Genomic DNA, 20,988 nt, shown 5'->3' on the forward strand with positions numbered 1-20,988 from the left:
TTCCCGTTGAATTTCGCGGACACTAAGGGATGGACCGATTTCCGTCAAGCAGGCTGTCCGGCAAAAAATATCAATGAATTCAATGGGTTGTGAATAGTGCTGCAGTGCGGTCTCCGATTGCGCCCCTGCTGCCTTTGGTTTAGCGTGCCGCTTTTCCGGGAGCGCGCCGGGCGGAGCCGCCGCCGCTTCCTCTTCTGTTGGAGAAAACCGATGAGCCAGAGCCTGCGGGACAGCATCAAGCAAGGGCTCACCGAAGCCACCAAGGCCCAGGACAAGCGCCGCATGTCGACGCTGCGCCTCATCCAGGCCGCCCTCAAGGACCGCGACATCGCCGGCCGCACCGATGGGCGGGACGCAGGCGTGAGCGATGCCGAAATCCTCGAAGTCCTCTCCAAAATGGTGAAGCAGCGCCGCGAATCGGTCGGCATGTACGAATCCGCCGGCCGCATGGAGCTTGCCCAGCAGGAGAAGGAAGAAATCGAGATCATCGAGAGCTTCCTGCCGAAGCAGCTCTCCGACAGCGAGACGGAAGACGCCGTGGCCGCCGTGATCGCCGAAACCGGCGCCTCCGGCATCAAGGACATGGGCCGCGTGATGGGCGAGCTGAAAAAGCGCCATGCCGGACAAATGGACTTCGCCAAGGCCGGCGCCATTGTGAAGGCGAAGCTGACCTGAGCTGTCCGACTCGCTAAGGCCGGGGCCGGGTGGCACAATGGCCCCCCGATCCCCGAGCTTTGAGCGCTTTACTCCATGTCCTTCCCCAAGGCCTTTCTTGACGAGTTGAAGGGGCGCATTCGCGTCTCGGAGGTCGTTGGGCGCAAGGTGAAGCTCATAAGGCGGGGCAGGGAGTTCGTGGGCCTGTCGCCTTTCTCCAACGAGAAGAGCCCAAGCTTCACCGTCAATGACGACAAGCAATTCTTCCATTGCTTCTCGTCGGGCGAACATGGCGACGTCATCAAGTTCCTCGAAAAGACCGAGAACCTCTCCTTCATCGAGGCGGTGGAGCGGCTCGCCGCCGAGGCCGGCATGGAAATGCCGAAGCGAGACTCCTTCGTCGCCGAGCGCGAGAAGGAGGCGGCCACCCTTATCGACGTGATGGAAATGGCGGCGCAGTTCTTCCGGCAGAAATTGCAGGAGGGCGCAGGTGCGGAAGCGCGGGCCTATCTCGACCGGCGCGGCATGAAAGCGAAAACGCTGGACGATTTCGGCGTCGGCTATGCGCCGGGAGACGAGCGGGCCGACCGCACCGCGCTGATGCGCTACCTCAAGTCGCGCGACGTGACGCAAGAGCAGATGGCGGAAGCGGGTCTCATCATCTCCGGCCCTGACATCCGCGAGCCACATGACCGTTTCCGCAACCGCGTGATGTTTCCGATTGCGGATGCCCGTGGCCGCGTCATCGCCTTTGGCGGCCGCGCGCTTGCTTCGGACGCGAAGGCCAAATATCTGAACTCGCCGGACACGCCGCTCTTCCACAAGGGCCGTGTTCTCTACAACCTCAACCGCGCCCGCAAGCCCGCCTATGACGAAGGCACGGTGATCGCCGTCGAAGGCTATATGGATGTGATCGGGCTTTCGCAGGGCGGCATCGACAATGCGGTCGCGCCGCTTGGCACCGCGCTCACCGAAGACCAGATCGCGCTTCTCTGGCGGATGGCGCCGGAGCCCATCCTCTGTTTCGATGGCGATAAAGCGGGGCTCCGCGCCGCCTACCGGGCGGTCGAGCGCGTGCTTCCGCTGCTGAAGCCCGGCCATTCGCTCCGCTTCGCGCTGCTGCCGGAAGGGAAAGACCCGGACGATCTCGTGCGCGAGGAAGGCGGGCAGGCGATGCGCGACATCCTGGCGAAGGCGCGCCCGCTCGCGGAGATGGTCTGGGAGAAGGAAATCTCCGCCGGCCAATGGGACACGCCGGAGCGCCGCGCCAAGCTCGAAGCCGATCTCGAGGCGGCGGTGGCCACCATTTCGGACCCGAAAGTGCGCGGCCACTACAGCGACAATCTCAGGGCCAAGGTCCAGCAGTTCTTCGGCGGCAGCGCGCGGGGCGGCCAGCGGGCGGGGCTCGGCCAGAACCGTTTCCCGCGCGGCCAGTTCGGCCGGCCCTTCAAGAAAGGCACCTTTAACCGGGACCGGGACTACATTCCTCCGATCACGCCCGAATTGCGCCGTTCGGCGCTCGCAAGCGGCGGCGGGGGCGAGCGCAGCCGGGAGGCGTTGCTGCTGCTGACCCTCCTTAACCACCCGGAACTCTTGGAGAATTACGCCGAAGAGGTCTCCCGGGTCGAGATCGGCACCCCGGCGCTTGACAGATTACGCAATGAAATCATAGATATAGCCGCCCTCCATGCGCCCCTTGAAAGAGAAGCGCTGAGGAACCACTTGCTGAGCAGGGATTTGGCGGAAATTGCGCGGCGGCTGGAGGCCGGTTCGGCCTTCAAAAGCGACCGGTTTGCCTGGCCCGATGCGGCGCCGGATGAGGCGGAGGCAGGTTTTCTGCACACGCTGGCGCGGCATCGCCGGGCAATCGTCCTGCAAGCTGAATTGAAGGCCGCCGAGCGCGCGCTGGCGGAAGAGATGACGGAAGAGAATTTCGCCCGCCTGCAAGCCATCCATGCGCAACTCGAGCGCTCGGAAGTGGCGGACGGGTTGGGCTAGGATAAGTAATCGGGGTCGGTCAACCAGCGGGATTTGAGGGCAGAGCGGCTTCGGCAGGCGAGCGGGTCACCGTTCAGGGGACCGCCGGGGCATCCAGACGACAGGAACGGAAACAGGCGAGGGCAAGGCAACCGGGCAGACCCCGGATGTCCGTCCTCTTTTTATACTTCCGCTCCGTTTTGCTGCGGCAAAAGCGTCGGCACCGTTCTGCGCTCTGGTCCTGAGGGAATAGAGGCCTACTTCATATCGGTATTGGGCCGGTCCGGCGCATCCCTGCGACGATGCGCGACGGGCCGGAAAAGGCGGAGACTATTGGATGGCGAAGACAGCGGAACAGACGGAAGCACCCGAAGCGGCACCCGAGGCGCCGCAGGATGGGCCGCTTCTCGACATGTCCGATGCGGCAGTCAAGAAGATGATAAAGGCCGCCAAGGCGCGCGGCTTCGTCACCTATGACGAGTTGAACAAGGTTCTGCCGTCCGAGGAGTTCTCCTCCGAGCAGATCGAGGACACGCTGTCGATGCTCTCGGAAATGGGCATCAATGTCGTCGAGAACGACGAGGCCGAGGACAACGCCGAAGGCGCCGACGGCGAAGCGGATGAAGACCGCGACGACGAAGAGGCGCCCACTGGCAAGGCCGTCGCCACCACGACCACCACCTCGTCCTCGCTCGACCGGACGGACGATCCGGTCCGCATGTATCTGCGCGAAATGGGTTCCGTCGAGCTTCTGTCGCGTGAAGGCGAAATCGCTATCGCCAAGCGCATCGAGGCCGGCCGCGAAACCATGATCGCCGGGCTCTGCGAAAGCCCGCTCACCTTCCAGGCCATCATCATCTGGCGCGACGAATTGAACGAGGGAAAGATTCTCCTTCGCGACATCATCGATCTCGACGCCACTTTCGCCGGTCCCGATGCGAAGAAGGTCGACCACAGCCAGGCCGCACTCGCCGGCGAGGCGCCGCCGCGCATCGAACCGGAAGAGGAAGAAGTCGACGAGGATGGCGAGGACGACAACTCCATGTCGCTCGCCGCGATGGAAGCCGAGCTGAAGCCGAAGGTTCTCGAAACCTTCGACACCATCGCCGCCGACTACAAGAAGCTCCGCAAGCTGCAGGACCAGAAGGTCGAACTGGCGCTGCAGGGCGAGGCGCTTTCCTCCGCGCAGGAAAAGAAATACCAGAAGCTCACATCGGACCTCATCGAGGAAGTGAAGAGCCTTTCGCTCAACAACAACCGCATCGAAAGCCTTGTCGAGCAGCTCTACGCGATCAACAAGCGCCTGATGGGTCTCGAAGGACGCCTGCTGCGTCTCGCCGAAAGCCACGGCATCCCGCGCGACGAATTCCTGAAGCAGTATTTCGGCAATGAGCTCGACCCGAACTGGATTCGCCGCGTCAGCCGCCTGAAGGGCAAGGGCTGGGTCAACTTCACGAAGGATGAGCGCGACCAGGTGAAGGATCTCCGTCAGGAAATCCAGACGCTCGCCTCCGAAACCGGCCTCGACATCCAGGAATACCGCCGCATCGTTTCGGGCGTGCAGAAGGGCGAGCGCGAGGCGCGCATCGCCAAGAAGGAAATGGTGGAAGCAAACCTCCGCCTCGTCATTTCCATCGCCAAGAAATACACGAACCGCGGGCTGCAATTCCTCGATCTCATCCAGGAAGGCAATATCGGCCTCATGAAGGCGGTCGATAAGTTCGAATACCGCCGCGGCTACAAGTTCTCGACCTATGCGACGTGGTGGATCCGTCAGGCGATCACGCGCTCGATTGCGGACCAGGCGCGCACCATCCGCATCCCGGTCCACATGATCGAGACGATCAACAAGCTGGTGCGCACCTCGCGCCAGATGCTCCACGAAATCGGTCGCGAGCCGACGCCGGAAGAGCTCGCCGAAAAGCTCGGCATGCCGCTCGAAAAGGTCCGCAAGGTGCTGAAGATCGCGAAGGAGCCGATCTCGCTCGAAACGCCCATCGGCGACGAGGAAGACAGCCACCTCGGCGACTTCATCGAGGACAAGAACGCGATCCTACCGATCGACGCCGCGATCCAGTCGAACCTGCGCGAGACGACGACCCGCGTGCTGGCCTCGCTCACGCCGCGCGAGGAGCGCGTGCTCCGCATGCGCTTCGGCATCGGCATGAACACCGACCACACGCTGGAAGAAGTCGGCCAGCAATTCTCGGTAACGCGCGAACGCATCCGCCAGATCGAAGCCAAGGCGCTCCGCAAGCTGAAGCACCCGAGCCGCAGCCGGAAGTTGCGCTCGTTCCTCGACAACTAAGCTTCAAGGCCCCTCACCCTTCCGCGGGCTTGCGCCCTCACCCTTCCCTCTCCCCAACGGGGAGAGGGAAGGGTGAGGGGCTTCTTCGCAAGAATTAGAACCGGGCCTATTCGATCCGGTGCGTCCTCAGCAACAAGCCCCCGCCGCCGCCTCGCCGCCACCCGCCCCAAACGGCATCTGCGTGCCGCAGCCTTCGAAGATGCCGTAATGCTGCGAGAAGTCGCCGATGAAGTCGAAATGCGGCGCGAAGCGCGTGGCTTTCAGCATGTGCCACGTATTGCCGCAAACCGGGAAGACGCGGCCTTTCTCGATCCGGTGATGCGCGTCGAGTGTGAAGGCATCTTCCGCATGCGGAATACCGCCCTTGTAGATCACGGCCTGGCCGTAATCCTCGCAGGCGGGTTCCAGCGCGTCGAGCTTGAAGAGCCGGTAGGTCGTGGAGAAGAAGCGCGCATTCCCCAGCGCCCGGCGGATCGAGGGTTCGCGCACCTCGAGCGGCCGGTCGGTGACGAGGCGCGGATCGGCGAAGCCTGCCTGTTTCGAGAGGGTCAGGAAGTCGTTCCAGTAAAGCGCACCGCCGAGGCATTCGCCGAGCAGCACGGGGTCGTCGCGCAATGAAGGGTCGAGCCGTCGGTCGGCATAGACATCGGCGAAATAGAATTCGCCGCCCGGCTTCAGAAGCCGCCTCGCGCCTTCCAGCACCGCGCGCTTGTCCGGCGAGAGATTGATGACGCAGTTGGAAACGATGATGTCGAAGCTTTCCGGCTCGAGGCCGAGTTCGCCCAGCCGTTCGATATAGCCTTCGCGGAAATCGACATTGGCGCGCCGGTAGCCGAAGCGTTCCATGTGCCAGCTGACATGCGCGCGGGCGACGGCGAGCTGTTCCGCCGTCATGTCCACGCCCGTCACCGAGCCCGTCTCGCCGACGAGCTTCGCCAGCGCGTAGGCGTCGCGCCCCGCGCCGCAGCCGAGGTCGAGCACGCGCATCCCCTCCACCTTGTCGGGGATCACGAGGCCGCAGCCGTAATAGCGCGTCAGCACGTCGTCATGAATGTCGGAAAGGGCGGCGCGGATGTGGGGCGGCGTCGCGCCGGGGTCGCAGCAGGCATCGGTCTTGAGGTCGGCGGAGCCTTTCAGTGTCTGCCCGTAATATTCCTTCACCGACTCGACCGACATGGACCGTCTCCCGTTGCGTGCGACGGCGCCACCCTGCCGGGCGGCGGCATCACGGTCCAGTCACAAGTTGGGGAGGGGTCAGACGGCCTTTTTCGTCGCCTTCTTTTTCGGCGCGGCTTCCTTTTCGGCCGCCTCCGCTGCTTCCCTTTCGAGCCGCAGCGCCCTCAGCTTTTCGGTCTTGGCCGCATGGGCGCGGGCATTCGCCTCGTTGATGGCGCGGGCGGCCTCGGTCGTCTGGTCGGCCTTGGCGAGGCGGACATCGGATGCCTTCGGCTTGAAGGCGGCGGCGGTCTTGGCGGACGTGGCCATGTCGGCTCTCCTTTCAGGCGCATAAACGAAAAAAGGCCGGGTATTCCCGGCCTTTCCAGTCATCTCACCGCCCTGCCATTACATCCGTGGTCAAAGCTTGAGATGAAGACTTGTCCGGCTTCCCGCTGCGCCGTAACGCGCTGGGCGCCTGCGACAAGTATCGCTAGGAGCTATATGGGGCGGCGGCGCGCAAAAACAAGGCAGAGCGGGGATAAAGCCTCAATTCGCGGGATATTCGAGCTGAACCGCCACGAAATGGGCCGTATCGCCGCCCATTTCCCTGCCGATAAAGGTAAGGAAATCCTCCCGCAGCGTTGCGGAGCGGGCGAGCGTCACCGCCGCCTCGCCGGTCTCCTCCGCCCCCGGTAGGCGCACCAGCCACGCATTTTCTGGCACTTTGCCGGTCTCGTCGGCAAGGAAGACGAGGCCGTGCCGGCTGCGCACTTCCTTCGCCGCCGCATAGGTGCCCGCCGAGCCGCGCCAGGTGCGCGCTGCGAAATCGAGCGGGAAGGCCATGTCCACCTCGTCGACGCCTTCCCACGCTTCAACCAGATAGTGGCGGCGCGGCCAGCCCAGCAGCATGTTTTTCACCGCCGTCGCCATTTCGCGCGCGCCGATGGTGAAGGCTTCGCTGTCATGCTCCGGCCCATAGCCGCGCACGCCGTAGCGCGCGGCAATTTCTTCCGCACGTTCGCGTCCGGCGATCCGTTCGGCCAGCATCAGCGACACCGGCAGCGATGCGCTGACGCCGGCGGAGGAGATGCGCTTGCCGTCCTCGACATAGCGGATGTTCCGCTGCCAATCGACGGCGCCATAGCGTTCCACGCGGCTTTCATGCTCGTAGAAATGGCCGGTGGCGCGCCTGCCGTCGAGCAGGCCTGCCGCTGCCAGCACGCTGGCGCCCTCGCATATCGACACCATCAGCGCGCCTTTCGCCTCCTGCGCCCGCAGCCATGCGAGCATGGCCGGGTCTTCGGGGTCGTGCATGGCGGGCACGATCACGATGTCGGCGCCGTCCGGAAATTGCGCGTCGAAGCCCGCGAAGTCGGCATCGGGCCGCACCGAACTTGCCGGCCAGAAGGCGACGGGGTCCATTGTCGGCGCAACGGCAAACACGTCCACGCCGGCCTGGTTGAGGATGCCGTAAGGAACCAGAAAGTCCGTCACTTCCGTCCCCGCATTCAGCGCCGCGACGGCGACGACCGGGCTTGTCCGGCCTTCTTTAGGCTCGAAGCCGCCAGTGGGCGAGGGTGTCGCCGCACCCGCCGCCGTCGCGGCGATCATCGCGCCGAGCACCAGAAAGAAAAAGAAGGGAATGGCGATGTTGTATCCACGCATGGCAGCTCTCCGGCAAAGTCGTTCGGGACGATGCCTCATGCTGGCGCGGGGACGCGCAGGCGGAAAGGACAGGTGACGCGTATTTTCTGCCAAAGAAAAAGGCGGAACCATCTTTCAGGTTCCGCCCTTTGCCAAGCTGGGGGGCAGTGTCGGCTGAAGTCCCCTTCAGTCGATGGCAATGACGAGGTTGACGCTTGCTGTAATCGTTTGTTCGCCGGCTGCGACCGGAACGGATGAGGCTTCGGCGCGCATCATCATGTCCTTCGCATAGTAAGGCTGCGGCGGCATGCCGATGCCGTTTTCCGAAATCGACATGATCTGGCCGAGCGAGATGCCCGCCGCGCCGGCATAGAGTTTTGCCTTCCGCAGCGCGTCCTTCACGGCGTCCTTGCGGGCTTCGTCGAGCAGCGGCTCCGGCTTGTCGATGGAGAAGCTGATGCCGTTCATCTGGTTCGAGCCGAGCGAGACGACCTTGTCGAGAATGCCGCCCAGCGCCGTCAAGTCGCGGACCGTCACGGTCAACTGGTTTTGCACGCGATAGCCGCCGATTTTCGGCGTGCGCGGTTCCTGCTTCTGCGGATCCTGCTGCTCATATACGGGGTAGACGGAGAATTGCGACGTCTGCATGTCCTTTTCCGCGACACCGGCATCCTTCAGCCCGGCAAAGACTTCGGCCATCGCCTTGGTGTTCGCGGCAAGGGCCTCAGCCGCCGTCGCGCCTTCGGTCACGACACCGGTCGAGATATAGGCGATGTCCGGCGCGGCCATGGCCTTGCCTTCGCCCGTGATGGTAATGGTGCGGGGTTCGTTCTTCTCCTGCGCATGGGCGGGTGCGGCAAGGACGAATCCGAGAAAGAGGGCGAGGGTGGCGATAGCGGCTAGGGGGGTGGCGGCGAGAATGGTATTCCGGTTCTTCGGCATTTTCTGGGGCCTCCTTTAAGGCTGGCCGGAGCTTCGAACCGGATTGGGACAAAATTGCGGCAGGAGGCCGCTCCCGGCTTGGCGGCGCTCGCCGCTTGCTGCTATATGGCGGTGCGCGAATTGGGGGCCTGTAGCTCAGTTGGTTAGAGCGGACCGCTCATAACGGTTTGGTCGCAGGTTCGAGTCCTGCCGGGCCCACCACCTCCCGTCTGCCGTGCGGGCACAAGTCATAAGTGACTCAGATCCAAGCTGAAGTGATTCAAGCTTGGAATCGGTCAAAGTTGCCTTGCGGATGCCGAGCTTGCTCGCGGAGTGGCAAGCCCTTGAGAACTAAAGAAAAATCTGCTTCCGCTTTCGGCGGGACAAAACCTCCGATTGGCGCTGAGTATCCAGGCACTCCTTCCCCAGCATCTGCCATCGGTCGTTTCGGTCCTCCAAGAAAGCAACTTCGGTGCGTCATAAAATGGCGCCTCAGAATTGTTTCACAGGTTCGGAATGACTCAATTTGCCGGATAAGTCGTCGCCTATCAGCACCGAACGCAAACGTCATCCGACCTTTAAGACCGATACTGCTCTTTTCGGATTTATCGACATCTTCCAGAATACGTTTTTCCAATTTCGGATTGGCAGGACATGCCGCGACGAAGCTTTCTATGGGTACCGGAACCGCGCCCTCGCGTTCGCAAGTGGGACCGCGAGGCACGAGAGGGACGGCTGAAAAGCGCTGTGTTTGCCGCAATGACCGAGAGTCGCGGTAATCCTCTCAGCCCATCTGAAATTGCGCGTCATGCGAAGGTATCGAAAGCTCTTATTTACAAGCACTTTGGCTCGGTAGAAGCGCTGGTCGACGATGCGATCCTTTCTTGCCTTGATTTGCTTGATCTCGATATTTCGGCGGAGTCGGAAAGTGGTGCGGACACACCAAAACGCTTGCCAGATGTTGCGGCCAAACTGCATGAGAAAATTCAAAGCCAACCCGAGCTGGGAGACCTCATCGGCTGGAGCCTAGGGAACCCCGACCCACGAGCTCGACAGGTGGCGGAGGCTGTTCGAGCTTTCTGCGAAGATTTGGCCGCACGAGCTGGCGGCGGTACAGAGGCGGCCACGTTTCTTCTTGGAGTGGTCGCGAACGCGATATGTCAGCATCGAGACGACGCTTCAGAAGACACGCCGCGAAACATACCGTGACGCCCGGATTATCAACCACGGATCTAGTACGAGCCTGGAAAATTTAGTGCCTAGAGCGTTCCAAGCCTCGCGTCCGCTTTGCGCCAGGAGTGGACTCAGTCACACCTCCTGAAGCAGTAAATGCAGCCTAACAGGCATCCACCTGCAGGCCAGCCGTTCTGGCAACTGGTGGTTTGGACAGGAACATTTTGGCTACATTTAGTGGCGGCCGCCAATTGGCGTACTGTCCGCTGCGCCGACCACAAGAAATAAAGATGCGGGGATGGTGTTTTGGGGCTTTTTGCCCTGATTTTGGAAGACGACAGACCAAAATCAGCGGGCCTATGGGGATTTGCCAACAGGTGGTTTCGCACCTATATTGAGACTACTATTCCCCCGGTCGGCTTCGGTCGCCGGGCGCGCGGCGGGCAAAAGCCCGCCGTTGCTCTACATGCCAGGCATTAATCCTTGACAAAACGAGGAAGATCCCCTAGGTATTCAGTGTCGCAGAGATGGACTTTTAGCGGCAGCTCGCCGGGGAACCGGTTCACACCCAAGAGTGGAATATCCAAGAAGCGTCCAATTAAAGGCTCCTCCGGGAGCCTTTTTCTTTATGGGGCGGGCTTTACGGCCTTACCTTTCCACGTGTTGTAAACCAGAACCCGGAATCGGATTGGCTTTATCTGTCGGACGTAAGGTCGCTCTTCACGCAAATGAGCGGAGCTGATGAAGAGATTCAGCCCTGCCTTTCTGCCGGCCTTCGACAAGGTGAAAAAGACCGAGTAGTAGGCGGTTGTTCCGTCCTCTTCCGTTATTTCGAAAACGTAGAAATTCCCGTGGTTGTCGTGAAAGCACTTCCTTTCACCCAGGTACCGCACGATATCAGGGAGCATTCTCGACCTGTGATATCGGTCGAAATCAAAAATGCGCGTCTCCCTGTCGTCGCTATAGGCCAAATGATCGGGAATTTTTTCGCCGGGTTTCACCCCACGTGAGAAACAATGAAGAGAGAAGCGAACATTGATGTTATATCGCTGTTCAGGCTGTCCCTGTTTCGCCGGGATAACCATGTCGAATGAAAATGGATGCAGGTGCTCGAGATTGTAAGTCTCACCCTCGCAGTAAAACTCCCTCCATCTCATTCTCTCGAGACCCCACCGTCCCTGAAGCTGAAATCTGTGTTCAGCCTATATAGGATACGTTGGCGCTTTTGGCATCCAATAGATGATGTCCTCGAATCTCACAGGCCCCTTCGCCAGACCGAACTTCACCGCCGGTGTGCTCTTGCCGTCTTTCGTGCGGATGTAGTTCGTATAGACATGGAATATCTCGAGCATCTGTAAAACACGCTTCGGGTCGTAGGCATGATAGCCGCTCCAGAGACGGCTGGCGTTCGAGCGGGTCGGGATGGGGCGCTCAAGATAATTGATTTTCCTCCGCAGACGCATGAAGTAGTTGTCCACCGGCGCCAGCGTCGCGCCGGATAGCGTCCAGCCGATGCGCTCCGGCGTCTTGTTGCCGGTATCGGTCAGATAAAGGATGCGGCGCTTCGGCTCGTTTATCGTGCTCCTGGGATGAGGTATCCAGCGCTTGCGCCAGTCCGGTTCGCTTGAAGCGGCCGCCGCATACTCATCCGCCATGAACTTCACGATTGCTGCCTGCTCCGTATCGTCGGAAGCTTGTGTGAGCGAGGCAACGACCTTGTTGGACTTGCGCATCAGGTCCTTCTTCTCGTCGATGGTCATCTGCTTCTGGAACTGGACGTAAGCCATCTCGGCCTCTTCCATCAGAATCTTCGGCGCGAAGGCGGAGATGAAGGCGGCGCGGAGGACTTCGTCCTGGTCGCTATAGATGGTCGCGTATCTGGCGCCCGATACGAAGCGGCGAACGAGCCTGGCATGCGCATAGGCGGTGTAATCGAGATGCGTCATCACGCCGTCGGGCGACAGCTGATTTCCGCGGCCGGGCAAGTCCGGACGTTCCGGGTCCGGCAGGTTTCGTTCCCATCGGCTCTTCACGGCAATCAGCTCGTCCACCGTCAATGTCTCGCCGTCGAAATCCGGCCTGACTTCCATCCGCGAGATCCCGGCCATCCGGTCGAACTCCGCATTCAGCCAATATTGCGGCTGGGCCCGGAAATAGCTCCTCGTGCCGGGTGCGAAGTCACCATTCACGGCCGCGGCGTCTTCAACCTCGGTCTGGTTGATATCGGGGTCGAAGTTGAGGTGATGACCGAGCACGTAGCTGCTATCGGCTTCAACCGTACAGATGGCGGTGAGCTGAATGTTCTTGCGCGCCGATTTGCTGCGCCAGTTTATCATGTAGTCCTGCCGGTCGACGCAGAGCCGCACGCGTTTTCTTTCGATGCGATGGGCACGGCTCTCGCGCTCGCCGGCGAACCCCCGGCACTGGCGGTAGAGGAAATCGAGCTTGTCATATACGGCGGCCGCTGAAAGTCCCGTCACCTCCATGATGCCGCGGAGCGGCTTCTTCGATACGACTTCGGCAAAGACGGTGCGATTGAGATGAGGTGCCCTCTGCCGCACCGTCGATTTCAACGCTACCGAGAAGGTTCTTTGGCAAGCCTTACATCTGAACCGCTGCGCCCCTCCGCGGCTTCCCTGCGACGCATAGGCTTCGGGTCGGGAATACACGCCCACGCCGGCATTCGCGCAGGCCGGTGCCGGGCACGATGGCTCCGGCCGCGGCTCCAGATAGGCAGAGATGCGAGACATCTCCGCGGCGATTGCCGCATTGCTCTTGATTGAGTGGGTTCGAAGGCACCGCTTACATTTGAGGAAGCTATCCGGCGCCAACTTTGCGTCCCCGGACAGAACATAGTCGTCCCGCGCTGCCGGCGCGCCCGACGAGGGACGACCTCTGGGAACGAACGGCCTGGCCGGATTGCCGAAATTCGAGCAGGTGGGATTGCGGCAGGAATTGACCTGGATATCCCGGAAAGCGCCGGGAATCCGGGGCATACCAGATGTTGATTTCCGTCCTTGCCCGGCCATTCCGCCTCACGAAGATATCTTCGCGATCCAATGAAAAGCGGGACAGCCGCCAAGTGGCTGTCCCGCCTGTCACTTTAGACAGAGTTTCGGGAATGTTCTACCCAAAACCACCAGTTACCCGAACGGCTGGCACCTGCAGGGGCCCCGTTATTGTGAGACAATGATTTCCTCGAACGCGCGGTTGCTGATTTTTGCTTTTCAAAAGCGGATGGAAACTTTCGCCTTCAGCCCATGGTCGCGGCTGTCGGAGGCGAATTCACCGCGATAGGAAAACTCGAGCGTCGTTTCCTCGGCGATGAGAAGTTCGACCCCGCCGCCGATGGAGGCGACGTCCTCGGAGAGGGGTGTGCCGCGAACCGAAAAGGTGGTAGCGGGCGAGCTTGCGAAAGAGGCGCGGGAAAGGGGCTCGACATCGCCGAAAACGTGACGCCAGGAGGCTGAGCCGAAAAGGGTGAGGGAGCCCGCCTCGCGCGCGGCGCGCAGACCGAGCTCAGAGATGCCGGTGGTGTTGCTGGAGGAGGCGATGGAAAGCGCCGACGGCCCGCCCGTCTCGGTGAAGGCTTCCGTCTCGACATGAACGACGGCGAGGCCCGCGAAAGGCGTCAGGGTGACGGGACCCGCTGCGAGATCGACGGAAGCCTCACCCGATGCCTGGAAGGTGTGGGCGCCGTAGTCCGCCGAGAGATCGTCGATGACGCCGCCGACGACGACACGGCGGCGGCTTTCGGCCATCTGGTAGCTGTAACCGAGGACGCCCTTCAGGTCCATGGGACCGAGTTCGGTTCCCGCATAGCCCGCGACATGGAAGTTGTCGCTTTCGCCCGAGGAGGCGCGCCCCGAGACGTCAAAGGTGGCATGGCTGTAGCCGAGCGCGATACCGATGCGGCTTGCCTCGCCGATCTCGCGATCAACGCCGCCGAGGAAGCCGGTCGAATTGCGCTCGATGCCCGCCGCCGACACCGACCCGTCCGTCTCGCCCCAGCCGCGGACGAGTTCTCCCCATACCGTATAGCCATGCGGCGTCTCGTCGCCCGCCGCCGGCACATAGCCTTCCGCCGCCGCGAAGCCGCGCGGCGCGCCGAAGCGCGAGAAGAGACGGGAGAAGATCGTCCGCCGGACGATCCCGGCGGAGCTGGAAAAGACGCCGGTCGAGCTTGCATGCGCCTCGCCCGAGAGCGCGTCGAAGGCCGCTTGCGCCTCTTCCTCCGACATGCCGATGATCTCGTCATAGAGGGGGTTACCGGCGCCGAGCGCCTCGGCCGCGGCCGCGACGCCCTGCTGGTTCGGCGTCGACGCCACATCCTCGAAGGCCGCCATCTGCGTGAGGATGAGGAAGACGTTGGTGGCGTCGTAGGAGACTTCCGGCATGAGGAAGGCGAAGCCCGCCGTGACGCCGTCGAAGACGCCGCTGATGCCGCCATCGGCGGTGAGGATCCGGTAGGTGGTGGAGGGCGCATAGGTGATGCCGTCATCCGTGCCGTTCGCCGGCGCGACCTCGACGACCGCGCCGCTCGCGATCGTCGCCGCGCCCGTCACATGGACGAAATCGGCATTGACGCCCGCGGCGTCGCCGCCGTCATTCACCTCGACCGCGAGGACAGAACCGGCAGAGAAGGCGAGATCGCCCGCGACGGTGAGCGTGCCGATCGAATTGCCCGCCGCGAGCGTCGCGCCGCCGCCGAGCGTGGTGCTGCCGACCGTGCCCGAACCGCCGAGGAAGCCGCCCGAGACGAGAAGGCCGCCCCCGAAGGTGCCGTCGACGACGAGGCTGCCCGACAGCACCTCCAGGCCGCCCGTGAAGGCGCCGCTGATGCCGGAGAGGACGAGGCTCCCCGCGCCGGACTTCACGATGTCGCCGTTGCCGGACAGGACGCCCGCATAGGTGCCGTCCGCCGACTGGTCGAAGAGGAGGCTCGCATTGTTGACGATGTCACCCTGAAGGCTCGACGTGTTGCCCGCGAGCGTACCGCCGGAAACCGTGGTGCCGCCGGTGTAGCCGTTCGCGCCGGTGAGCGTGAGCGTGCCCGCGCCGGTCTTCTCGAGGCTGCCGGTGCCCGAGACCGCGCCCGCATAGGTGCCGTCGCCCGCCTGCGCGAAGACAAGCGCCGCGTCGTTGACGATGTCGCCGGTGAGGCTCGACGTGCTGCCTTCGAGCGTGCCGTGCCGGATCGTCGTACCGCCTGACCAGCTATTCGCGCCGGTCAGGGTCAGAACGCCGGAACCGGACTTCACGAGACTGCCCGTGCCAGATATGACGCCGCCGAACGTGCCGTCGAATGCCTGCGTGAAGGCGAGCGTGGCATTGTTCACGATATCGCCGACGAGGCTCGACGTGCTGCCTTCGAGCGTACCACCGGAAATCGTCGTGCCGCCGGTGTAGCTGTTCGCGCCGGTCAGCGTCAGTTCTCCCGTTCCCGTCTTTTCGAGACCGCCCGTTCCTTCGATCGCGCCCGCGAAGTTCGTGAACGTGTTGCCGCTGCCGACGGTAAGCGTCGCGCCGCCGAGATCGATCGTGCCGCCGGTGCCCGACAACTCGGACATGGAAAGATCGAAATCGTTGAGGTCGAGCGTGCCGCCATCGACCGTATAGGCGCTGCCGTCGACGAAGGCCGACGCGGCGCCCGCGCGCAGCGTGCCGCCCGAAACCGTCGTGCCGCCAGTGTAGCTGTTCGCGCCGGCGAGGGTGAAGGAACCCAGGCCCGTCTTTTCGAGGCTGCCGATACCTGAGATCACGCCCGCAAAATTCGCGTCCGTGTTGCCGCTGCCGACCGCGAGCGCCGCGCTGCCGAGATCGACGGCACCGCCGATGCCGGAGAGCTCGGACATGGAAAGGTCGAAATCGTTGAGGTCGAGCGTGCCACCATTCACTTCGTAGCCGCCGGAGGTGAATGCGCCGACGCGGCCCGCGCGGAGCGTGCCGCCCGAAACGGTGGTGCCGCCGGTATAGGTGTTCTCGCCGGTCAGGATGGTGGTGCCGGAAAGATGAAGCACTTCGCCGGCGCCGGAAACATCGCTGGAGAAGGCATGGTCATCGTCGAGATGATTGAAGACAATCTGACCGGTACCCGCACCAAATTGCAGGCTGGCGGCATTCAGTGTGCCGGCCGCGACGGCGGCATCGCCTTCCGCCGCACCGATATTGAGGGTGCCGGTGGCGCCGGAATGATGCGCGACACGGACTGTGCCGCTGCCGGCCCCTACATTGACAGCGGCTTCGCCGGCAACGGTCAGGACACCAATCGCGCCATTGTACTCGCCGCCAACATAGAGGATGCCGGAATTGTCGAGTTTCGATCCTGTGCCGGTGACAGTCATGGCGCCCTCACCATTCGTGCCTGCGCCGATATAGCCTGTGCTTGTATTCGTCACGGCGCCACCTTCAGACACGATCAGGCGCCCGACGCCCTCATCGCCAATCCGAAGCAAGCTGGTGCTGTTGACCTGCGATCCGGTTCCGGTGACACGGATCGCTCCGTCCGAACCCGAAAGATGCCCGGCAATGACAACATCGGCCGTCACAACGCCGCCATTTTCGACGTTCAGTGTTCCCTCACCGAGCTCTCCGACAAGCACACTGCTGTCGGTGTCGAGCGAGGCTCCCGCACCAGTCACCGTGACTTCACCCACCGTATGGGCCAGATCTCCGATGATGACGTCGTCGGACGACTCCACAGAGCCGCCGTCGAGAGCAAGCGTCCCCTCACGTATGGTGGTGAGGCCCGTATAGGTGCTCCCGCCCGTGAGGGTGAGCATACCGGAGCCGAGCTTCAGGAGGCTTCCCGCGCCCGAGATGATGCCGCCGAAGACCCCGTCGCTGTCCTGATCGACTTCGAGTTCGGCGCTGCCGAGATCGACGGTACCGCTTGCACCGGAAAGTCCGGAGGCGGAAAGATCGAAGTCATTGAGGTCGAGGGTACCGCCGTTCAAGATGTAGGCGCCGGAGACGAGAGCGTCGGCACTGCCGGCACGCAGCGTGCCGCCGGAAACAGTGGTGGTGCCTGTGTAGGTGTTCGCGCCGGTGAGCGAGAGGATGCCCGCGCCGGACTTCACGATACCGAAGCTGCCGCCCGTCTCGCCGATATTGCCGGACTGGGTGGCGGAGCCGGTGGTGACGTTGAGGGTCGCCTGCGCCCGCAAGTCGATGTCGTTCGACAGGTCGATGCCGTCATCATAGTCGAGGGTGCCGCCGGTGACGGTGAGTGCGCCGGTGCCAATGGCATCGTCGTCTTCGAGGCGGAGCGTACCCTCGCCGAGCGTTGTGCCGCCGGAATAGGTGTTCGCGCCGGTCAGCGAGAGGATGCCGGAACCGAGCTTCACCAGACTGCCCGCACCCGCGATGAGGCCATCGAAAACGGAGTCGCCGTCCTGGTCGACTTCGAGTTCGGCGGTCCCGAGATCGACCGTTCCGCCCGTGCCCGAGAGTTCGGTTGCGGTGAGGTCGAAATCGTTGAGATCGAGCGTACCGCCATTGACCGTGTAGGCGGCGTTGGCGGAAAGAGCGCCCGCCGCGCCCGCGCGCAGAATACCGCCTTCGACCAGAGTGCTTCCCGACCAGCTATTCGATCCGGAGAGGTTGGTGGTGCCCGCGAGCTGATGTACGCCGCCATTGCCCGAGATGGACGGAGCGAAGGTGTAATCCGTTTCCGTATGATTGAAGACGAGCGTACCGTCGCCCGCCCCGAACACAACACTCTTTGCCTGCAACGATCCCGCCGCGACGGCGGCATCGCCTTCCGCCGCGCCGATATTCAGCGTGCCGGTGGAGCCGGTCGATTTGGCGACATTCAGATTCCTGTTGCCATTGTTTATGTTGACCAGGCCGTCATCCGCGATCGTCAGGATACCCGTCGCGTCGTAATTGCCTTCGGCACCGCCGAGATTGATCTCATAGTTACTGTTCCAGGTCGAACCTGAACCAGTCACCGTTACGGTACCGAGCGAGCCGTTATACTGGCTCATATATGTAGAATAGGGGGTGGTCAGCGTTCCGCCGTCCTCGATGAAGATATGGCCGACGCCCGTGTAGGCGCCGACAAAGAGGCTCGACGAAGTGGATATCCCGGACCCGGCGCCACGGATGGTTGCGGTACCGCTGAAGCCATTATATCCGAAGAGCTCAAATACACCCGCATTCAGCGTACCGCCGCCCTGCACGATGAGCGAACCGTCCTGCGCGGCGGAGCCGATATTGGTGCGGCCAGAGTCCGCCACACTGACACCATCGACAGTCGCGGCGACCGGCCCTTCGATCTTCGTCGTTCCCGAAGTGTTGACCGGCAGACCGTTTGACCAGTTGGCTGCGTTGTTCCAGTCGCTGTCGGCAGCGCCCGTCCATGAGGTATCCGCGCGGGTGGGGGCTGGAAGAAGCGCGAGGCTAACACCCGCGAGAAGGGCGGCAACGCCGACGCTGGAGAGGAGACGCCGCGTCAGATTGCGTCGGAGGATGACGGGTGGCACAGCCTTGCGCCGCAGACGCATGAAGCGCCAAGTGGTTACACGCATGGTGCGCCGCCCTGTCGCTACCCGATTTCCGCTTGCCACGCCCATGATCGGTCCCCACAGCCCGTCATTGAAGAAAATCACGGGCATAATCAGCGGCGGGCGGGCTGGACGACAGATGTACAGGTGTACAGGTGCCATTAACCACGGCCATGGATAGACTCGCCTCCATGGCGGCATAAGGGGACGGGAAGCTTGAGCGCAGAACGCATCATCGTGGCCGACGACCATCCGGTTTTCCGGATGGGGATGCGCCATATCCTGGCGCGTGTTTCGCCTGGAGCCGCGATCGAGGAGGCAGGCACGTTCGAGGAAGTGCTGACACTGGCGGAGAGCGGCGCGGCGCCGGGCATGTTCGTGCTCGACCTCATTTTTCCGGGGTTTGCCGCAGAGACCTCCATCGCGGCGCTGAGGCGGCGCTTCCCGCGCGCGACACTCGCCATCGTCTCGATGGCGGATGACAGCGAAACCATCGACGTGGTGATGGCGGCGGGCGCGGACGGTTTTGTCGGCAAGGCGGTACCGCCGGACGAGATCGCGGAGGCGATCGGCGCGATCCATGACGGCGAGATCGTGGTGAAGTCCGCGGCTGCGCATCTACCGACGCCCGGCGGCGCAAGGACGGGCGCGGGCGAAAGCGACGTGCAGCTTTCGCCGCGCCAGCGCGAAGTGCTGAAGCTCGTCGCAGCGGGTATGACCAACAAGGAGATCGGGCGCGAACTCGGCATCTCGCCTGTGACAGCGCGGATGCATGTATCGGCGCTGCTTCGGACACTCGGTGTCGCCAGCCGCTCGGCGGCGGCGGGCGTGGCGATGAAACTGCTTTAGCCCGTCAGGACGCCGCGGTCTCGTCCTCCAGCGCTTCATCACCAAGCGCGAAGCCGGTCAGGAGCGCGCGAAGCTCCGCCGGGTGCGCCGGCTTGCGCAGGAGGGGGATGCCGGAGCCAGCAAGACGCTTCAGCGTTTCCGGCTCGGAGCGGCCGGTGAGAATGGCGGCCGGCACTTCCCACCCCTCCATCTCGCGCAGCCGGGCTATGACATCGAGCCCGCCGAGATCGCCGCCGAGATCGAAGTCGCTGACGATGGCGTCGCAGCCGCAGGCCGCCTCCGGCAGACCGGTGAATTCCGCCACTTCGCAGCCCCATCGCTTCAGCAGCGTCGCCGTCGCCGCCAGCACTTCCGCATCGTCATCGACGACGCAGACGCGAAGCCCAGTCAGGGGATGCTGGCGATGAGCGCGCGGCACGGTGGCGGCGCCGGGTTCCGACAAGGGGAGGCCCGAGATGCGCAACGTGGTGCCCCGGCCCGCGGCGGATGCGATTTCCACCTCAAGACCGAGAAGCCCCGCGAGACGGCGGACGATGGCGAGGCCGAGGCCGAGGCCATCCGGCTTGGGCGCGTCCCCGCCTTCGGCGCGATAGAACTCGTCGAAGATGTGGCGGAGATCCTGCTCGGCGATTCCGGGACCGTCATCTGAAATCTCCAGCACGGCGCGGCCTCCCTCGCGGCGGACGACGATCCGCACATTCGATCCGGGCGCATATTTCAGCGCGTTGGAGACGATGTTCTGGATCATGGTGGAGAAGAGGGCGGGATCGGTATTCACCCAGATATCCCTGGTTTCCATTTCGATCGTGCCGCCGCCGTCGCGCGCGGCGTCGGCGTTCTGCCGGATGATGCCGCGCAGAAACTCCTCAAGCGCGAATCGTTCGGGCTGGGGCTCGACGCCGCCGACATCGAGACGCGAAATGTCGAGTAGTGACCCGAGAAGACGGCTCACCGAGCGCGCGGCATCGTCGATGCTCCTCACATGCTGGCGCGCCTCGGTCTCGAGATCGAGATCGCGCAGGCAGGCGGTGAAGAGGCCTATGGCGTGAATGGGCTGGCGCAGGTCGTGGCTGGCATGAGCGAGAAAACGCGACTTGGATAGATTGGCTTCCACCGCCTCGTGCCGCGCCTCTTCCAGCTCCGCGGCCATTTCGGTGATCTCCGCGAGCTTCGCATCGAGTGAGCGGGTGAGATCGACATTGGTGCGCATGAAGCGGAGCATGCGGACGGTGAGGATCGAGAGCACGCCCGCATAGAGCATGATCATGCCGAAGATCGTGGCGCCGAAAAAACCCGGGTCGTGAAAGATGTGCGCGAGGCCGAGCAGCGGTACCGAAGTCCAGAGGCTGACGAAGCAGGAGCGCGGCAGCACATGCTGCGAGGAAACCGCACCGAGCGCGGTGCCGCCGAGCGCCAGCGAATAGACGAGCAGATGGTGGAAATCGCCGGTGGCCGCACCGAAAGCGCCGAGCCCCCAGGTGATGCCGACAAGTGTGGTGAGCCCGGTATGGGCGAGGCCATAGGGATGGGCTTCGCCCTCATCCGCCGGGCGGCGATGCGTGTAGTACCAGGCAAGCGCCGCGAGGCCCCCGGAGAAGGCGCACATGGCGGCGTACCAGACGAAAGGCCAGACCTCGCCCGGCCAGACATAGACGAGCAGCGCCATCACCGCGGTGACGACGCCGATATGGACGAGCCAAGCCTGGAAACTCAGATCGAAAAGATAGTCTAGCTGCCATTTCTCGGCGTGGCTCGCGGCGCGAAACCGCTCCATGATCATGCGCCCCCCTTTTCGTC

At 63.1% G+C, this 20,988-nt stretch carries 12 protein-coding genes and 1 tRNA gene; 6 read left to right on the forward strand and 7 right to left on the reverse strand.

Features of this window, described 5'->3' with window-relative positions; genetic code table 11:
- The first annotated feature begins 210 nt into the window (after positions 1–210).
- The 3 genes from PLAV_RS11735 to rpoD all read left to right on the forward strand — a co-directional run bounded on the left by PLAV_RS11735 (position 211) and on the right by rpoD (position 4,939).
- Positions 211–675 carry a GatB/YqeY domain-containing protein gene (locus PLAV_RS11735; protein WP_012111235.1) on the forward strand — a complete coding sequence of 155 codons (465 nt, stop codon included), beginning with the start codon at positions 211–213 and terminating at the stop codon, positions 673–675.
- A 75-nt stretch (positions 676–750) separates the two neighbouring features.
- On the forward strand, positions 751–2,652 hold the full coding sequence (gene dnaG, locus PLAV_RS11740) for a DNA primase (protein WP_012111236.1): 1,902 nt from the start codon (positions 751–753) through the stop codon (positions 2,650–2,652).
- Positions 2,653–2,968: 316 nt separating this feature from the next.
- Positions 2,969–4,939, forward strand: coding sequence for an RNA polymerase sigma factor RpoD (gene rpoD / locus PLAV_RS11745; protein ID WP_012111237.1), 1,971 nt, complete (start codon positions 2,969–2,971; stop codon positions 4,937–4,939).
- A gap of 126 nt (positions 4,940–5,065) precedes the next feature.
- Here the strand turns inward: rpoD and PLAV_RS11750 are convergent, their stop codons facing one another.
- The 4 genes from PLAV_RS11750 to PLAV_RS11765 all read right to left on the reverse strand — a co-directional run bounded on the left by PLAV_RS11750 (position 5,066) and on the right by PLAV_RS11765 (position 8,683).
- Positions 5,066–6,115: a methyltransferase domain-containing protein gene (locus tag PLAV_RS11750; RefSeq protein WP_012111239.1), complete on the reverse strand. Its 1,050-nt coding sequence runs from the start codon at positions 6,113–6,115 to the stop codon at positions 5,066–5,068.
- Between the two features lie 78 nt (positions 6,116–6,193).
- A complete protein-coding gene (locus tag PLAV_RS11755) occupies positions 6,194–6,424 on the reverse strand; it encodes a hypothetical protein (protein ID WP_041535977.1) in 231 nt (76 codons plus the stop codon).
- A 219-nt stretch (positions 6,425–6,643) separates the two neighbouring features.
- Positions 6,644–7,762: a DJ-1/PfpI family protein gene (locus PLAV_RS11760; protein WP_012111241.1), complete on the reverse strand. Its 1,119-nt coding sequence runs from the start codon at positions 7,760–7,762 to the stop codon at positions 6,644–6,646.
- Between the two features lie 165 nt (positions 7,763–7,927).
- Positions 7,928–8,683: an SIMPL domain-containing protein gene (locus PLAV_RS11765; RefSeq protein ID WP_012111242.1), complete on the reverse strand. Its 756-nt coding sequence runs from the start codon at positions 8,681–8,683 to the stop codon at positions 7,928–7,930.
- Positions 8,684–8,807: 124 nt separating this feature from the next.
- On the opposite strand from PLAV_RS11765, the gene PLAV_RS11770 reads away from it, so the two are divergent.
- Positions 8,808–8,884, forward strand: a tRNA-Ile gene (locus PLAV_RS11770).
- A 525-nt stretch (positions 8,885–9,409) separates the two neighbouring features.
- Positions 9,410–9,871 (forward strand): TetR/AcrR family transcriptional regulator, encoded by a 462-nt coding sequence (locus PLAV_RS19365; protein ID WP_168713198.1) that lies wholly within the window; start codon positions 9,410–9,412, stop codon positions 9,869–9,871.
- A 1,166-nt stretch (positions 9,872–11,037) separates the two neighbouring features.
- Here the strand turns inward: PLAV_RS19365 and PLAV_RS11785 are convergent.
- Complete coding sequence (locus PLAV_RS11785) at positions 11,038–12,396, reverse strand: hypothetical protein (RefSeq protein WP_041535979.1); 1,359 nt, start codon at positions 12,394–12,396, stop codon at positions 11,038–11,040.
- 666 nt (positions 12,397–13,062) lie between these two features.
- Entirely contained in the window at positions 13,063–18,366 is a 5,304-nt protein-coding gene (locus PLAV_RS11790) for an autotransporter-associated beta strand repeat-containing protein (protein ID WP_041535980.1), read from the reverse strand.
- Positions 18,367–18,558: 192 nt separating this feature from the next.
- Between PLAV_RS11790 and PLAV_RS11795 the strand changes: the two genes are divergently transcribed.
- Positions 18,559–19,191, forward strand: coding sequence for a LuxR C-terminal-related transcriptional regulator (locus tag PLAV_RS11795; RefSeq protein ID WP_012111247.1), 633 nt, complete (start codon positions 18,559–18,561; stop codon positions 19,189–19,191).
- Between the two features lie 4 nt (positions 19,192–19,195).
- Here PLAV_RS11795 and PLAV_RS18995 read toward each other — a convergent pair whose 3' ends face one another.
- Positions 19,196–20,971: a hybrid sensor histidine kinase/response regulator gene (locus tag PLAV_RS18995; RefSeq protein ID WP_012111248.1), complete on the reverse strand. Its 1,776-nt coding sequence runs from the start codon at positions 20,969–20,971 to the stop codon at positions 19,196–19,198.
- Between the last annotated feature and the right edge of the window lie 17 nt (positions 20,972–20,988).

The organism is Parvibaculum lavamentivorans DS-1, assembly GCF_000017565.1.
Taxonomy (GTDB): Bacteria; Pseudomonadota; Alphaproteobacteria; order Parvibaculales; family Parvibaculaceae; genus Parvibaculum; species Parvibaculum lavamentivorans.

Bases quoted from the DNA above. Each gene is read 5' to 3' on its own strand.
- PLAV_RS11735 (WP_012111235.1), top strand. From the start codon at position 211: ATGAGCCAGAGCCTGCGGGACAGCATCAAGCAAGGGCTCACCGAAGCC.
- dnaG (WP_012111236.1), top strand. From the start codon at position 751: ATGTCCTTCCCCAAGGCCTTTCTTGACGAGTTGAAGGGGCGCATTCGC.
- rpoD (WP_012111237.1), top strand. From the start codon at position 2,969: ATGGCGAAGACAGCGGAACAGACGGAAGCACCCGAAGCGGCACCCGAG.
- PLAV_RS11750 (WP_012111239.1), bottom strand. From the start codon at position 6,115: ATGTCGGTCGAGTCGGTGAAGGAATATTACGGGCAGACACTGAAAGGC.
- PLAV_RS11755 (WP_041535977.1), bottom strand. From the start codon at position 6,424: ATGGCCACGTCCGCCAAGACCGCCGCCGCCTTCAAGCCGAAGGCATCC.
- PLAV_RS11760 (WP_012111241.1), bottom strand. From the start codon at position 7,762: ATGCGTGGATACAACATCGCCATTCCCTTCTTTTTCTTTCTGGTGCTC.
- PLAV_RS11765 (WP_012111242.1), bottom strand. From the start codon at position 8,683: ATGCCGAAGAACCGGAATACCATTCTCGCCGCCACCCCCCTAGCCGCT.
- PLAV_RS11790 (WP_041535980.1), bottom strand. From the start codon at position 18,366: ATGCGTGTAACCACTTGGCGCTTCATGCGTCTGCGGCGCAAGGCTGTG.
- PLAV_RS18995 (WP_012111248.1), bottom strand. From the start codon at position 20,971: ATGATCATGGAGCGGTTTCGCGCCGCGAGCCACGCCGAGAAATGGCAG.